Genomic DNA, 15662 nt, shown 5'->3' on the forward strand with positions numbered 1-15662 from the left:
ATGGCTAAGGTGGGGTGGGGCATGGGCGCATCCTTGCTGCCGGAGGGCAATTGTGGTCAGTGAAACCGGTGCTTTTCTGGCCGCGGATAGTGCCGCAACTGCGGATGCTTATCCAGTCGTCCTGCCTTTGCGCGACTGGCCGGCGAGCAGCTGTCGAAGGCTCCGTCAGCAGCACGCACCGTGGCGCCCACCTGGGGCTCGATGGTTTCGTTGATATGTACCCGCACGCTGCCTTGCGTCGGGTCGTACACCGGTTGGGCCGGGTCTTCGCCAGCTACCAGCTGGCCGTTGACCAGCCATTTGGTTTGTATGGGATAGTCCGTTTTGAGATCGACGCGATGGTGGTGACTGGGGGCGGATGAAGCAAGCAACCGACGGCCAAGCTTGGCTTTTGCCCTCCACGGGGCCAGTCCACGCGCCCTTAGGATGTTTCGGCAAAATCGAGGTTCAAGCCTGGGTCGAGCTTGTCCAGGCATTGAAGAGCCAAAGCAACATTCAGAAGCATTATCGCCCCCTGGAGCTGGGCACTTCTCTCTAGTCTTGAGGCCTCAGGTGTCGAGGTGACACTGGTTTTTGCGGAGGTGGCAGATGAATACCCGTGGATTGCTCGACCAACTACTCAAGTCCGGCCAAGAGCTCCTGCAGAACAAGGCTGGTAATTCGCCACAGGCCAGGCCGACGGCCGATTCGGTCGGTCTGGGCAGCTTGCTCGGGGCCAAGACCGGGGGCCTGGGCGGGTTGCTCGCTGGCGCCGGTGGTGGTGCCCTGGCTGCCGGAGCCATGGGCTTGTTGCTGGGCAACAAGAAGGTGCGCAAGTTCGGTGGCAAGGCCCTGACCTATGGTGGTTTGGCCGCGCTCGGGGTGCTGGCCTACAAGGCTTATGGCAATTGGCAGGCGCAGCAGGGCAGTGCGCCGGGTACCGAGCCCCAGACCCTCGACCGGTTGGCCCCGCAGCAAGTGGAGCAACACAGCCAGGCGATCCTCAAGGCGCTGGTGGCGGCCGCCAAGGCCGATGGCCATGTGGATGAGCGCGAGCGTGAGTTGATCGAGGGCGAGTTCCGCAAGCTCGATGACGATCCACAGCTGCAGCAGTGGCTGCACGGTGAGTTGAACAAGCCCCTGGACCCTGCCGATGTGGCCCGGGCCGCCAGCACCCCGGAGATGGCCGCCGAGATGTACCTGGCCAGCGTGATGCTGGTGGATGAGCAGCACTTCATGGAGAAGGCCTACCTGGAGGAGTTGGCGCGCCAACTGCAGCTGCCGGCAGGGCTCAAGGCGGAACTGGAGAACCAGGTACGCCAGGTCCAGCCCTGAGAGACGTGTCGAGCCTCTTGGCGATTCTGTCCTGTGCAATTGCCGAAATGCCTTTGTGCGACCGGTGAAGTCCTCTACAGGCCCCTGGCCAGAGCGGTTGCACAAAACCACTAAAAGTCCTGCCTGAGTCGTTAAGCCACCCGTAAAACCTGCATCGTCCTCAGCTATACTCCCTCCATTTTTGAATGGGTTCGAGGGCTGACTGTGAAGAACTGGACGTTGCGCCAACGCATTTTGGCGAGCTTTGCGGTGATTATCGCCATCATGCTGCTGATGGTCGTCGTCTCGTACTCACGGCTGCTGAAGATCGAGGCCGGCGAGGAGCGCATGCGCAACGATGCGGTGCCCGGTGTCTATTTCAGTTCGATGATCCGCAGTGCCTGGGTCGACAGCTACATCCAGACCCAGGAGATCATCGGGCTCAAGCAGAATCAGGACATCAGCGCCGAGGACGTGGCTGACTTCAAGTCCTTCGAGCAGCATCTGGTCACCCAGATGGGCAACTACAAGCAGACCATCAACAGCCGCGAAGACCAGAACGAGTTCGATGCCTTCGAAAAGGATCACCAGGACTTCAATCGCATCCAGGCGGCGGTGCTCGACCTGCACCAGCGCAAGCAGGAAGCCGAGGCGATCCGCCTGTTCAACGAGCAACTGACGCCGGCCTGGACCAAGGGCCGCCTGAAGCTCAACGACATCATCAGCGAGAACAAGGCAGTAGCCGACTCTGCTACTGCCGCCATCGACGATGCCGTGGCGGCAGCCAAAGTCAGCATGGGCGTGTCCCTGTTGCTGGCGGTACTGGCGGCCGGACTTTGTGGCCTGCTGCTGATGCGGGCGATCATGGCGCCGATGAATCGGATCGTGGAGATCCTGGAGGTCATGCGTACCGGCGATCTTAGCGGTCGCCTCAACCTGGAGCGCAAGGACGAGTTCGGTGCGGTCGAGACCGGCTTCAACGACATGATGACCGAGCTCACGGCCCTGGTGTCCCAGGCCCAGCGCTCCTCGGTACAGGTCACCACGTCGGTGACCGAGATTGCCGCCACGTCCAAGCAACAGCAGGCCACGGCCACCGAGACCGCCGCCACGACCACGGAAATTGGTGCCACATCGCGGGAAATCGCCGCGACTTCGCGGGATCTGGTACGGACCATGACCGAAGTGTCCAGCGCCGCCGACCAGGCCTCGGTGTTGGCAGGATCCGGCCAGCAGGGCCTGGCGCGAATGGAAGACACCATGCATTCGGTCATGGGCGCGGCAGACTTGGTGAATGCCAAGCTGGCGATCCTCAACGAGAAGGCCGGCAACATCAATCAGGTGGTGGTGACCATCGTCAAAGTCGCCGACCAGACCAACCTGCTGTCGCTCAATGCTGCCATCGAGGCCGAGAAGGCCGGTGAATACGGCCGCGGTTTTGCCGTGGTAGCCACGGAGGTGCGCCGCCTGGCGGACCAGACGGCGGTGGCGACCTACGATATCGAGCAGATGGTTCGCGAGATCCAGTCGGCGGTATCGGCCGGGGTCATGGGCATGGACAAGTTTTCCGAAGAAGTGCGCCGCGGCATGGCCGAGGTACAGCAGGTGGGTGAGCAGTTGTCGCAGATCATCCACCAGGTCCAGGCCCTGGCGCCGCGGGTGTTGATGGTCAACGAAGGCATGCAGGCCCAGGCCACCGGCGCCGAGCAGATCAATCACGCGCTGGTGCAATTGGGCGATGCCAGTAGCCAGACCGTCGAGTCCCTGCGCCAGGCCAGTTTCGCCATCGACGAACTGAGCCAGGTGGCCGTGGGGCTGCGTAGCGGCGTATCGCGTTTCAAAGTCTGATGGATGAGCTCGCGCACAAGCGCAATGGCGCAGCCTCGGTGAAGACCGTGCTGTTCCTGGTTTTCCGCATCGGCGAGGAGCGGTATGCGCTGCGGGCCGTGGATGTGGTCGAGGTGCTGCCGCGCCTGCAACTCAAGCCCATTGCCCAGGCCCCGAGCTGGGTTTCGGGAGTCTTCGCCTACCGTGGCACGGTGGTGCCAGTGATCGACCTGTGCCAACTGACCTTTGGCCGGCCGGCGCAATTGCGTACCAGCACGCGCCTGGTGCTGGTGCACTATCGTGGCGAGGCCGAGCAGCCCGTGCGGGTCCTGGGGTTGTTGCTGGAGCAGGCCAACGACACCCTGCGCTGCGATCCGCAGCAGTTCCAGCCCTATGGCCTGGACAACGCCCAGGCCCCGTACCTGGGGCCGGTGCGCGAGGATGCCCAGGGGCTGTTGCAGTGGGTACGGGTCGATGACCTGCTGCGGCCCGAAGTGCGCGAGTTGTTGTTTCCCAGCCCGCCGCTTGACCTGGCTGCGCTCGAGGAGCCTCGATGAGCGGCGAACAACGGTTTTTCGATTTCCTCAAGGAGCGAATCGGCCTGGATGTCGCCTCCGTGGGGCCGGCGATCATCGAGCGTGCGGTGCGCCAGCGCTGCAATGCGTTGTATATCCATGGCAACGATGAGTACTGGCATCGGTTGCAAGGCTCGCAGGAGGAGCAGCAGGCGCTGATCGAGGCGGTGATCGTCCCGGAGACCTGGTTTTTCCGTTATCCGGAGTCCTTCGCCACGTTGGTCAAGCTGGCCTCGGCCCGCCTGGCCCAGATCAAGGGCATGCGTGCCCTGCGCTTGCTGAGCCTGCCGTGTTCCACCGGCGAAGAGCCTTATTCGATCGCCATGGCCCTGCTGGATGGCGGCCTGGCGCCCCATCAGTTCAAGATCGACGGCCTGGATGTCAGCCCGCTATCGGTGGAGCGGGCCCGGAATGCGGTCTATGGCAAGAATTCCTTTCGTGGCCAGGACACGGATTTTCGAGAGCGTCACTTCGTGGCCGAGGGTGATCGCTATCGCTTGAACGAGCGGGTCCGTGAGCAGGTGCGGCTACAGGTCGGCAATGTGATGGAGCCGGGGTTGCTGGCCTCCGAGCCGGCCTTCGACTTTGTCTTCTGCCGCAACCTGCTGATCTATTTCGACCAGCCCACCCAACGCCAGGTGTTCGAAGTGCTCAAGCGCCTGACCCATGAAGAGGGTGTGCTGTTCATCGGCCCGGCCGAGGGCAGCTTGCTGGGGCGCTTGGGCATGCGCTCGATCGGCATTCCCCAATCCTTTGCCTTCAGCCGCCACAGCGAACCTGCCCCGGCACAGCCCTTGGCCCCGCTGCCGCAGCCCTTGCCCCTACCGATGCCGCCACGCAGTGTGGCTCCCCCGGCGCCACGCCAGCGTCCCTTTGCCAGTCGCGTGGCGGCCCCGGCGCCCACCAACAGCGTGGTCCCGGCCAGCGATGGCGCGGGCCTGCTGGCAAGCATCACGGCGCTGGCCAATGAGGGCAAGAGTGGTGAGGCCCGGGCCGCTTGCGAGCGCTATTTGCAGCAACATGAGCCGGTAGCCCAGGTGTTCTATTGGTTGGGTTTGCTCAGCGATGTGGCGGGTAACGCCATCGAGGCCCAGGGCTTCTATCGCAAGGCCTTGTACCTGGAGCCGCAGCATCCCGAAGCCCTGGCGCACCTGGCGGCATTGCTGGCGTCCCAGGGCGACTTCGCCGGCGCCCAACGATTGCAGGAGCGTGCCGCCCGTAGCTCGCGCACTGCCGACAGTGAGTTGAAACGATGAGCCATTCATATTCATTGGACGTGACCCGTGAAGATGCACAGGCCATCGATGACTGCTGGAATCGCATCGGCATCCTTGGCGACAAGTCCTGCCCCTTGTTGGCCGAACATGTCCATTGCCGCAATTGTTCTGTTTATTCCGCTGCGGCTACGCGCCTGCTCGATCGTTATTCGTTGCGCCAGGAGGATCGCGAGCACTCGGTGGTCCAGGAGGCCGACAGTGATGTGGTCACCCGTTCGCTGCTGATGTTCCGTCTGGGTGAGGAGTGGCTGGCATTGGCGACCCGTTGCCTGCTGGAAGTGGCGCCGCAGCAGGCGATTCACTCCCTGCCGCATCAGCGATCACGGGCATTGCTGGGGGTGGCCAATGTCCGTGGGGCGCTGGTGGCCTGCCTGTCGTTGACCGAGTTGCTGGGGCTCGATAGCACACCGGGCACCGCCCCCTCGGGGCGGGTGATGCCGCGGATGCTGATCATCGGCGCCGAGGGCGGCCCCGTAGTGGTGCCGGTGGATGAGGTGCATGGCATCCATGCTATCGACGAGCGGATTCTCAACGGCGCCTCGACTTCCGGTGAACAAGCCACTGCCAAGTACACCCGTGGCGTGCTGCAATGGCAGGGACGCAGCTTGCGCTGGCTGGATGAAGAGCAGCTGCTCTCGGCCGTGACCCGGAGCCTCTCATGACCCCCGATCAAATGCGTGATGCCTCGTTGCTGGAACTGTTCAGCCTGGAAGCCGAGGCCCAGACCCAGGTGCTCAGTGCCGGGCTGCTGGCGCTGGAGCGCAATCCGACCCAGGCCGACCAGCTGGAGGCTTGCATGCGTGCCGCCCACTCCCTCAAGGGGGCGGCGCGGATCGTCGGGGTCGATGCTGGCGTGAGCGTCGCCCATGTCATGGAGGACTGCCTGGTCAGCGCCCAGGAAGGGCGCCTGTACCTGCAGCCTGAGCATATCGACGCTTTGCTCCAGGGAACCGACCTGCTGACGCGCATTGGCACGCCCGGTGGCGCAGAACTCGTAGCGGCGGATATCCAGGTCTATGTGGCGCTGATGGAGCGCCTGCTGGACCCGGGGGCGACAGCCGGCGGAGTATTGCCGGTGGCGCCCGGGTCGCCGCCGGACCTGCCGGATGCACCACTGGCGTTATCGCTGGACGCGCCCTTGGAGCCCATGCCCGAATCCCTGGTGGAGGTCGAGCCAGAACCTTCGCTGGACGCCGTGGTGGCCGCTGCACGTCCCAACAGGCGTATCACCGACGGTGGCGAGCGCGTACTGCGGGTCACTGCCGAGCGTCTCAACGGACTGTTGGATCTGTCCAGCAAGTCACTGGTGGAGACCCAGCGGCTCAAGCCTTACCTGGCCACCATGCAGCGGCTCAAGCGAATCCAGAGCAATAGCCTGGCGGCCTTGGAAAACCTCAATCTGCACCTCAAGGAGCATGCCCTGAGCCTCGAAGCCCAGGAGGCCTTGGAGGATGCGCGGCGACTGCTGGCGGAGTCCCAGCAATTGCTGGCGGAAAAAACCGCCGAGCTCGATGAGTTCGGCTGGCAGGCGAGCCAGCGCGCCCAGGTGCTCTACGACACGGCCCTGGCTTGCCGCATGAGGCCCTTTGCCGATGTGCTCGGTGGCCAGGTCCGCATGGTGCGTGACCTGGGGCGCAGCCTGGGCAAGCAGGTACGCCTGGAGATCGAGGGGGAAAAGACCCAGGTCGACCGCGATGTGCTGGAGAAGCTCGAGGCACCGCTCACCCACCTGTTGCGCAACGCTGTCGACCATGGCATCGAACTGCCCGAGCAGCGGCTGCTGGCGGGCAAGCCCGCCGAAGGGGTGATTCGCCTGAAGGCCTCCCATCAGGCCGGCTTGCTGGTGCTGGAACTCAGTGACGATGGGCACGGGGTGGACCTGGAGCGCTTGCGCCTGAGCATTGTCGAGCGCCAGCTCTCCCCGGCCCCGACAGCGGCACAACTTAGTGAAGAAGAATTGCTGACGTTCCTGTTCCTGCCAGGTTTCAGCCTGCGCGACAAGGTGACTGAAGTTTCCGGTCGCGGCGTTGGCCTGGATGCCGTGCAGCACATGGTGCGCCAGCTGCGTGGGGCTGTGGTGCTGGAGCAGACCACCGGCCAGGGCAGTTGTTTCCACCTGGAAGTGCCGCTGACCTTGTCGGTGGTGCGCAGCCTGGTGGTGGAGGTCGGCGAGGAAGCCTATGCCTTCCCCCTGGCTCATATCGAGCGCATGTGCGACCTGGAGCCGGAGGCAATCGTCCAGGTGGAGGGGCGCCAGCACTTCTGGCATGAGGGCCAGCATGTGGGCTTGGTCGCGGCCAGCCAGCTGTTGCAGCGACCGGCGAGCCAGAATGACGCCTCGACCTTGAAAGTCGTGGTGATCCGCGAGCGCGATGCCGTGTATGGCGTCGCCGTGGAGCGCTTTATCGGTGAGCGGACCCTGGTGGTGCTGCCGCTCGACGACCGCCTGGGCAAGATCCAGGATATTTCTGCCGGCGCTTTGCTCGACGATGGACGCGTGGCCTTGATCGTCGATGTCGAGGACATGCTGCGGTCGGTGGACAAACTGCTCAACACCGGTCGCCTGGAACGCATCGCCCGGCATCATCAGCAACATGCACAGGCTGCGCGCAAGCGGATCCTGGTGGTCGACGACTCCCTGACGGTGCGCGAACTGCAGCGCAAGTTGCTGATCAATCGCGGCTACGACGTGGCCGTGGCCGTGGACGGCATGGACGGCTGGAACGCCTTGCGTTCGGAAAGCTTCGACCTGCTGATCACCGATATCGACATGCCGCGAATGGATGGAATCGAATTGGTCACACTCTTGCGCCGCGACAATCGCCTGCAGTCGCTGCCGGTGATGGTGGTGTCCTACAAGGATCGTGAGGAAGACCGGCGCCGCGGTCTGGATGCCGGTGCCGACTATTATCTAGCCAAAGCCAGTTTCCATGACGACGCCCTGCTGGATGCGGTGGTGGAACTGATTGGAGGAGCGCGGGCATGAAGATAGCGATAGTCAACGATATGCCCATGGCCGTGGAGGCCTTGCGCCGGGCGCTGGCTTTCGATCCCAGCCACGAGGTGGTCTGGGTCGCCACCAACGGTGCCGAGGCGGTGAAGTATTGCGCCGAACTGACCCCGGACCTGATTCTCATGGACCTGATCATGCCGGTGATGGACGGCGTTGAGGCCACGCGGCGAATCATGGCCGAGTCGCCGTGCGCCATCGTGATCGTCACCGTCGATCGGCAGCAGAATGTCCACCGTGTGTTCGAGGCCATGGGCCATGGAGCCCTGGACGTGGTGGACACCCCCGCCGTGGGCGCGGGCAATGCCCAGGAGGCGGCGGCCCCGCTGTTGCGCAAGATCCTCAATATCGGTTGGCTGATCGGCCAGCGTGGCAGCCGCGTGCGTTCTGTGCCGCTGCCGCTGCGCAGCGGCATGCCACGCCAGAGCCTGGTGGCCATTGGCTCCTCCGCAGGCGGGCCGGCGGCACTCGAAGTATTGCTCAAGGGCTTGCCAAAGGACTTTCCGGCAGCCATCGTGCTGGTCCAGCATGTCGATCAGGTGTTTGCCGCGGGCATGGCTGAATGGCTCAGCAGCGCATCGGGCCTGCAGGTACGCCTGGCGCGCGAGGGCGAGCCACCGCAAAGCGGCACGGTGCTGCTGGCGGGAACCAACCACCATATCCGCTTGTTGAAGAACGGAACGCTGGCCTATACCGCCGAGCCGGTGAACGAGATCTACCGTCCGTCCATCGATGTATTTTTTGAAAGTGTCGCCAGTTACTGGAGTGGCGATGCGGTGGGTGTGCTACTGACCGGCATGGGGCGCGATGGCGCCCAGGGCTTGAAGCTGATGCGCGATCAGGGTTATCTGACCATCGCCCAGGACCAGAACAGTAGCGCGGTGTATGGCATGCCCAAGGCAGCCGCTGCCATCGGCGCCGCCGCAGAGATTCGCCCACTGGACAAGATCGCTCCACGTTTGCTGGAGATATTTGCCAAATGACTGATAAACGCAGCTGTCCTGGCCAGGTAGCACTTCAGGTGACAACCCATGAATGATTTACAGCTCGACGAATTCAAGACCGATGAAAACGCTGCCATGGTGTTGCTGGTGGACGACCAGGCCATGATCGGCGAGGCGGTTCGGCGTGGGTTGGCGAATGAGGAAAACATCGACTTCCACTTTTGCGCCGATCCGCACCAGGCCATTGCCCAGGCGATCCGCATCAAGCCCACGGTGATCCTCCAGGACCTGGTGATGCCGGGCCTCGATGGCCTGACCCTGGTGCGCGAGTACCGCAACCACCCGGCCACCCAGAACATTCCGATCATCGTCCTGTCCACCAAGGAAGACCCGCTGATCAAGAGTGCGGCCTTTGCCGCCGGGGCCAACGACTACCTGGTCAAGCTCCCGGACAACATCGAGTTGGTGGCGCGTATCCGCTATCACTCGCGCTCCTACATGACCCTGTTGCAGCGGGACGCCGCCTACCGGGCGTTGCGGGTCAGCCAGCAACAGTTGCTCGATACCAACCTGGTGCTGCAACGGCTGATGAACTCCGACGGCCTGACCGGCTTGTCCAACCGCAGGCACTTCGACGAATACCTGGAGCTGGAATGGCGCCGGGCCATGCGTGAGCAGAGCCAGTTGTCGCTGCTGATGATCGACGTCGACTACTTCAAGACCTACAACGACACTTTCGGCCATCTGGAGGGCGACGAGGCCTTGCGCAAGGTGGCCGCGGCAATCCGTGAGGCCAGCAGCCGGCCATCCGACCTGCCGGCGCGCTACGGTGGCGAAGAGTTCGTCCTGGTGCTGCCCAACACCTCACCGGGTGGCGCGCGCCTGGTGGCCGAAAAGCTGCGCCAGACCGTCGAGGCCCTGAAAATCCCCCATATCGCACCAGTGGAAGGGGCCAGCCTGACCATCAGCATCGGCCTGTCGACCATGACTCCGCAGCCCAATAGCCATTGCCGGCAGTTGATTTCGGCCGCGGACAAGGGCCTGTACCTGGCCAAGAACAATGGGCGCAATCAGGTAGGGATCGAGTAGCCGTCTTCGCTGGCAGGCTGTTGGTCCCCGGATATTTCGATAAAGGTATCGGGGAACAGGTGGTAGCAGTGGCTCGAGGTTTGTGGGCAAGTCAGCAGCACGGCTTCGACTCTGTACTGGGCATGGATGTTGAGTTTTCCAGCGCTGAACAGATTGTCGATCAGGTTGCTGGCGGCGATGGGGTAGTCACCGAAGACATAGCGCCAGTGGCCATTGCGGTGGGCGTTGACCCAAGTGGCGCTGAACTGCGCCTGCAACCATAGGGTGTGCGTGCCCACGGTGTTTTCCATGGCGCGGGTACGGTAATAGATCCACCACCAGAGAAACACCGCCAAAGGTACGGCCAGGGCCCAGGCCAGCAGCGTGTGGATGAACAGGCCGACGCCCAACAGCGCTATGGCGGCGAACAGGCCGAGGATGAAGTACACCATCGCCTGCGAGCCCCTCAGGTTGCGCCTTTCCCGGGCGAGGATGTCGCGGATTTCTGCATCAGTGAGGGTTCTTTCCATGGAGGCTCGCTTGCGCTTTCTGCTGGCAGTGGGGCATGGGGATGAAGCGTGAGCCCGGATTATAGAGGGCCCGGCATGCGTGTTGGCGTGGCTATTCACTGTTAAAGCCGCCAAGCGGGCTGCCGCCATTCAGTGATTCCGTTATAATCGTCGGCTTTCAAAAGTTCGCCAACGAGTGCTGCCATCCATGGAAATCAACCCGATCCTGAATACCATCAAGGACCTGACCGAGCGTTCCCAGTCCATTCGGGGGTATCTTTGACTACGATCAAAAGCATGACCGCCTGATCGAAGTCAACCGCGAACTGGAAGACCCCAACGTCTGGAACAAGCCCGAATACGCCCAGGCACTAGGGCGCGAGCGCTCCATGTTGGCGCAGGTCGTCGAGACCCTGGACAAGCTGTCCGGCGGCCTGGCGGACTGCAAGGACTTGCTCGACATGGCCGTCGAGGAGAATGACGAAGGCGCCGTGAGCGACGTCGAGACCGAGCTGCAGGGGCTGGAAGAAGCCCTGGCCCAGCTTGAGTTCCGTCGCATGTTCAGTGGCGAGATGGACATGAACAACGCCTACCTGGACATCCAGGCCGGCTCTGGTGGCACCGAGGCCCAGGACTGGGCCAACATCCTGCTGCGCATGTACCTGCGCTGGGCCGACAAGCGCGGCTTCGACGCCACCATCATGGAACTGTCCGAGGGTGACGTCGCCGGCATCAAGGGCGCTACCGTGCACATCAAGGGCGAGTACGCCTTTGGCTGGCTGCGTACCGAGATCGGCGTACACCGCCTGGTGCGCAAGAGCCCGTTCGACTCCGGCGCCCGTCGCCACACCTCGTTCTCGGCGGTATTCGTTTCGCCCGAGATCGACGACAAGGTCGAGATCGAGATCAACCCGTCCGACCTGCGCATCGATACCTATCGTTCCTCCGGCGCCGGCGGCCAGCACGTGAACACCACCGACTCGGCGGTGCGGATCACCCACGTGCCGACCAACACCGTGGTCAGCTGCCAGAACGAACGTTCCCAGCACGCCAACAAGGACACCGCCATGAAGATGCTGCGGGCCAAGTTGTACGAGCAGGAAATGCAGAAACGCAACGCCGCCTCGCAGGCCTTGGAAGACACCAAGTCGGACATCGGCTGGGGCCACCAGATCCGTTCCTACGTACTGGATGACTCGCGCATCAAGGACTTGCGTACCGGCGTCGAGCGCAGCGACTGCCAGAAGGTCCTGGACGGCGACCTCGACCAATACCTGGAAGCGAGCCTCAAGCAGGGGCTGTAAACCGCACACCACCGCCGCGATACCGGCCGTTGCCGGTATTGCGCGCCCTGCCCGACAGGGGCAATGAACACCTGATGGAAAGAATGACGACATGAGCGACCTCAAGACCGAAGCGCAAGACCTGCAACAGGAAGAAAACGCCCTGATCGCCCTGCGCAAGGAAAAACTTGCCGCAGAGCGTGCCAAGGGCAATGCCTTCCCCAACGACTTCCGTCGCGACAGCTACTGCAACGACCTGCAGAAACAGTACGCGGACAAGACCAAGGAAGAGCTGGAAGCAGCGGCGATCCCGGTCAAGGTGGCAGGTCGCATCATGCTCAACCGTGGCTCGTTCATGGTGATCCAGGACATGACTGGCCGCATCCAGGTCTACGTCAACCGCAAGACCCTGGCGGAAGAAACCCTGGCCGCGGTGAAGACCTGGGACCTGGGCGACATCATCAGCGCCGAAGGCACCCTGGCCCGCTCCGGCAAGGGCGACCTGTACGTCGAGATGACCAACGTGCGCCTGCTGACCAAGTCGCTGCGCCCGCTGCCGGACAAGCACCACGGCCTGACCGACACCGAGCAGCGCTACCGCCAGCGCTACGTCGACCTGATGGTCAACGAGGAAACCCGCCACACCTTCCGTGTGCGCTCCCAGGTGATCTCCCATATCCGCAGCTTCCTGGCCAAGCGCGACTTCCTCGAAGTCGAGACGCCAATGCTGCAGACCATTCCTGGCGGCGCAGCGGCCAAGCCGTTCGAAACCCACCACAACGCCCTGGACATGGCCATGTTCCTGCGTATCGCGCCGGAGCTGTACCTCAAGCGCCTGGTGGTTGGTGGCTTCGAGAAAGTGTTCGAGATCAACCGCAACTTCCGTAACGAAGGCGTCTCGACTCGTCACAACCCTGAATTCACCATGCTCGAGTTCTACCAGGCCTACGCCGACTACAACGACAACATGGACCTCACCGAGGAACTGTTCCGCGAGCTGGCGCAACTGGTCCTGGGCACCACCGACGTGCCGTACGGCGACAAGGTGTTCCACTTCGGCGAACCGTTCGTGCGCCTCTCGGTGTTCGACTCGATCCTCAAGTACAACCCGGAGCTGACCGCCGCCGACCTGCAAGATGTCGACCGCGCCCGCGAGATCGCCAAGAAGGCTGGTGCCAAGGTGCTGGGCCACGAAGGCCTGGGCAAGCTGCAGGTGATGATTTTCGAAGAGCTGGTGGAGCACAAGCTGGAGCAGCCGCACTTCATCACCGAGTACCCGTTTGAAGTGTCTCCGCTGGCTCGTCGCAACGACGACAACCCGGCCGTGACCGACCGCTTCGAGCTGTTCATCGGTGGCCGCGAGATCGCCAACGCCTACTCCGAGCTCAACGATGCCGAAGACCAGGCCGAGCGCTTCCTGGCCCAGGTGGCCGAGAAGGACGCCGGTGACGACGAGGCCATGCACTACGACGCCGACTTCGTCCGTGCCCTGGAATACGGCATGCCGCCAACCGCCGGTGAAGGCATCGGCATCGACCGCCTGGTGATGCTGCTGACCAACTCGCCGTCGATTCGCGACGTGATCTTGTTCCCGCACATGCGGCCGCAAGCCTAAGATGTCGTGAATAAGAAGCCGCCTTTACCAGGCGGCTTTTTATTGTCTGGTTGGAACTGACGTACCGCTTTTGATTCTGTGTAATTGATAAGAGGAATACCTGTCGTGAACCGTGCAATTGCTCAAGAAGGTGCAGCTGGCATCGCCACTGCGGTGGCTGAAAGTGTTCAGTACCAAGGCCGCAAGGCCAGCCGCCAGGGCAGTGAACAACGCCGACAGGAGATCCTCGATGCCGCCATGCGCATTGTCGTGCGCGACGGCGTGCGGGCCGTGCGCCATCGCGCGGTAGCCGCCGAAGCCGGTGTGCCGCTGTCGGCCACGACCTACTACTTCAAGGATATCGATGACCTGCTCACCGATACCTTCGCCCAGTATGTCGAGCGCAGCGCGGCGTTCATGGCCAAGCTGTGGACCAGTAACGAAGGGTTGCTACGGGAAATGGTGGCCTATGGCGACGGCAGCCTGGCTTGCCGTTCGCAACTGGCCGACGATATCGCGCGCATGACCGCCGACTACGTGCAGCGCCAGCTCAGCACTCGCCGCGAGCACTTGATGGCCGAGCAGGCATTTCGCCAGGAGGCGTTGCTCAACCCGCGCCTGGCGCAGCTGGTGCGCTCGCACCAGCAGATCCTGCTGCAGGGCACTTGCCAGTTCTTCCAGGTCCTGGGGTCGCGGGAGCCACAGCAAGACGCCAAGGTGTTGACGTCTATAATCGGCCGAATGGAATATCAGGGCCTGCTCAACGACGCCGAGCCACTGGCCGACGAGGAAATGCTCGGTATCCTGACCCGCTACATGCACCTGGTGCTGGCTTCCGTGTGAGGTAGCAGTCCCGACCGGGAACGGATCAACCAGGCTCCAGGTCAATTCAGGACCGGTAAGGTCTTTGTCGCAGCGGTACGCGTTCAGCGGGCCGCCCAGTCACAGGTTCGAGCGATTCAACAGAGGGAATTTCGGGTGGACGATTACCAGCAGACGATACGCACTTTGTCCGATCGCATAGTGCTGGCACAGACACCGATTCGCGTCCTGGATGCGGTGAAATGGGACGAAAGCATTCGCAAGGGATTTCTCAAGGCCAAGGGCAAGGAAATGCCGGCGGTGGACCGCGCCTATTACGAGGGGCGCCCGTTGTCCTTCGACTCCGGTGCGGTGAAGCTGGAGTTCCAGAACATCGAGCGCGACATCACGCGTCAACTGGGCCAGTTCAGCCCGGTGGGGCAGATCATGCGCCGCATGTGCAAGGAATACCGCATGGTGGTGCGCATGCTGGAGGCGCGGGGTACGGGTGATTTCGGCCTGATTTCCCAGGAGTTGTATGGTGCCGCCTCCGACGCCTTCCATGCTGGCGACCCGACCCTGGCGGACCTGGGCCTGATGATGTCCGACTACCTGAACAACATCGACGGGCGCGGCGATCTCAAGGACGAACCCAAGACCTTGAGCGCCAAGGATGCCGTCGGCTTGCTGCAAGGCCGGTTGAACAAGGTGTTCGGCGAAGCCGAGGAAACCATCCGGGTCTTCGAGTCCGACGGTATCGTCGCCGATGCGGCGGCAGGGGCCGACTACATCAAGATCCGCAGCGATGCGATGTTCAACGATCGTGATGTGCGCGCCCTGGAAGTCCATGAAGGCCTGGTGCATGTAGGCACCACCCTGAACGGCCTCAACCAGCCGATCTGCACCTTCCTGGCCAAGGGCCCGCCCTCGTCGACGGTGACCCAGGAAGGCCTGGCGATCCTCATGGAGATCATTACCTTCGCCTCCTACCCGAGCCGCCTGCGCAAGCTGACCAACCGTACTCGGGCGATCCATATGGTGGAGGAGGGGGCGGATTTCCTGCAGGTGTTCGAGTTCTTCCGCGAACAGGGTTTCGAGATGGCCGAGAGCTACGGCAACGCCAGCCGGGTGTTCCGTGGTTCGGTGCCCAATGGGTTGCCTTTTACCAAGGACTTGTCCTATCTCAAGGGCTTCATCATGGTTTACAACTACATTCAGCTGGCTGTACGCAAAGGCAAGCTGGAGCAGGTGCCGTTGCTGTTCTGCGGCAAGACCACCCTCGAGGACATGCGCACCCTGCGGCAGCTGGTCGATGAAGGGCTGGTGGTGCCTCCCAAGTACCTGCCCGAGCAGTTTCGCGACATGAATGCGCTGTCGGCGTGGATGTGTTTCTCCAACTTCCTCAACCACTTGAGCCTGGATCGGATCGAGGCGGACTACTCCAATATCCTGTAGACCTGCATGGGGCCGAACATGGATGT

At 62.7% G+C, this 15662-nt stretch carries 14 protein-coding genes; 12 read left to right on the forward strand and 2 right to left on the reverse strand.

The genetic code is table 11. The features are described from left to right. Window positions 1-56: 56 nt before the first annotated feature. Window positions 57-371, reverse strand: coding sequence for a hypothetical protein (locus tag ATY02_RS36525; RefSeq protein ID WP_124345837.1), 315 nt, complete (start codon window positions 369-371; stop codon window positions 57-59). Window positions 372-588: 217 nt separating this feature from the next. On the opposite strand from ATY02_RS36525, the gene ATY02_RS06705 reads away from it, so the two are divergent. From ATY02_RS06705 to ATY02_RS06740, 8 genes are all read left to right on the forward strand, one after another. Next, the gene (locus ATY02_RS06705) at window positions 589-1314 is read left to right on the forward strand and encodes a tellurite resistance TerB family protein (RefSeq protein WP_068583675.1); all 726 of its coding nucleotides are present in this window, start codon (window positions 589-591) and stop codon (window positions 1312-1314) included. Between the two features lie 204 nt (window positions 1315-1518). Continuing rightward, window positions 1519-3141 carry a methyl-accepting chemotaxis protein gene (locus tag ATY02_RS06710; protein ID WP_068583676.1) on the forward strand — a complete coding sequence of 541 codons (1623 nt, stop codon included), beginning with the start codon at window positions 1519-1521 and terminating at the stop codon, window positions 3139-3141. Beyond that, window positions 3141-3677, forward strand: a complete 537-nt coding sequence (locus ATY02_RS06715) for a chemotaxis protein CheW (protein WP_068583679.1) — start codon at window positions 3141-3143, stop codon at window positions 3675-3677. The genes ATY02_RS06710 and ATY02_RS06715 overlap by 1 nt, the downstream gene beginning before the upstream one ends. Further along, a complete protein-coding gene (locus tag ATY02_RS06720; protein WP_068583681.1) occupies window positions 3674-4951 on the forward strand; it encodes a CheR family methyltransferase in 1278 nt (425 codons plus the stop codon). Before ATY02_RS06715 ends, ATY02_RS06720 begins: the two co-directional genes overlap by 4 nt. Continuing rightward, the gene (locus ATY02_RS06725) at window positions 4948-5634 is read left to right on the forward strand and encodes a chemotaxis protein CheW (protein WP_068583684.1); all 687 of its coding nucleotides are present in this window, start codon (window positions 4948-4950) and stop codon (window positions 5632-5634) included. The genes ATY02_RS06720 and ATY02_RS06725 overlap by 4 nt, the downstream gene beginning before the upstream one ends. Continuing rightward, a complete protein-coding gene (locus ATY02_RS06730; RefSeq protein WP_068583686.1) occupies window positions 5631-7958 on the forward strand; it encodes a hybrid sensor histidine kinase/response regulator in 2328 nt (775 codons plus the stop codon). The genes ATY02_RS06725 and ATY02_RS06730 overlap by 4 nt, the downstream gene beginning before the upstream one ends. Continuing rightward, complete coding sequence (locus ATY02_RS06735) at window positions 7955-8965, forward strand: chemotaxis response regulator protein-glutamate methylesterase (protein WP_068583689.1); 1011 nt, start codon at window positions 7955-7957, stop codon at window positions 8963-8965. The genes ATY02_RS06730 and ATY02_RS06735 overlap by 4 nt, the downstream gene beginning before the upstream one ends. Before the next feature lie 48 nt (window positions 8966-9013). Continuing rightward, window positions 9014-10015, forward strand: a complete 1002-nt coding sequence (locus ATY02_RS06740; protein ID WP_068583692.1) for a response regulator — start codon at window positions 9014-9016, stop codon at window positions 10013-10015. Here ATY02_RS06740 and ATY02_RS06745 read toward each other — a convergent pair. Further along, window positions 9997-10524, reverse strand: coding sequence for a hypothetical protein (locus tag ATY02_RS06745; protein ID WP_068583695.1), 528 nt, complete (start codon window positions 10522-10524; stop codon window positions 9997-9999). The genes ATY02_RS06740 and ATY02_RS06745 overlap by 19 nt on opposite strands. A 187-nt stretch (window positions 10525-10711) precedes the next feature. Between ATY02_RS06745 and prfB the strand changes: the two genes are divergently transcribed. The 4 genes from prfB (at window position 10712) to ATY02_RS06765 (ending at window position 15636) form a co-directional block, all read left to right on the forward strand. Further along, a protein-coding gene (gene prfB / locus ATY02_RS06750) for a peptide chain release factor 2 (protein WP_103324112.1) occupies window positions 10712-11807 on the forward strand; the annotation gives its coding sequence in 2 pieces (ribosomal slippage) (window positions 10712-10783 and window positions 10785-11807; 1095 coding nt in all). Between the two features lie 91 nt (window positions 11808-11898). Continuing rightward, on the forward strand, window positions 11899-13401 hold the full coding sequence (gene lysS, locus ATY02_RS06755) for a lysine--tRNA ligase (protein WP_068583697.1): 1503 nt from the start codon (window positions 11899-11901) through the stop codon (window positions 13399-13401). Window positions 13402-13506: 105 nt separating this feature from the next. Next, window positions 13507-14223: a TetR/AcrR family transcriptional regulator gene (locus tag ATY02_RS06760; protein WP_068583701.1), complete on the forward strand. Its 717-nt coding sequence runs from the start codon at window positions 13507-13509 to the stop codon at window positions 14221-14223. A gap of 135 nt (window positions 14224-14358) precedes the next feature. Then, window positions 14359-15636, forward strand: coding sequence for a flavohemoglobin expression-modulating QEGLA motif protein (locus ATY02_RS06765; protein WP_068583704.1), 1278 nt, complete (start codon window positions 14359-14361; stop codon window positions 15634-15636). The last annotated feature ends 26 nt before the right edge of the window (window positions 15637-15662 follow it).

The sequence above is a fragment of the Pseudomonas sp. BIOMIG1BAC genome, from assembly GCF_001705995.2.
Classification (GTDB): Bacteria; Pseudomonadota; Gammaproteobacteria; order Pseudomonadales; family Pseudomonadaceae; genus Aquipseudomonas; species Aquipseudomonas sessilinigenes.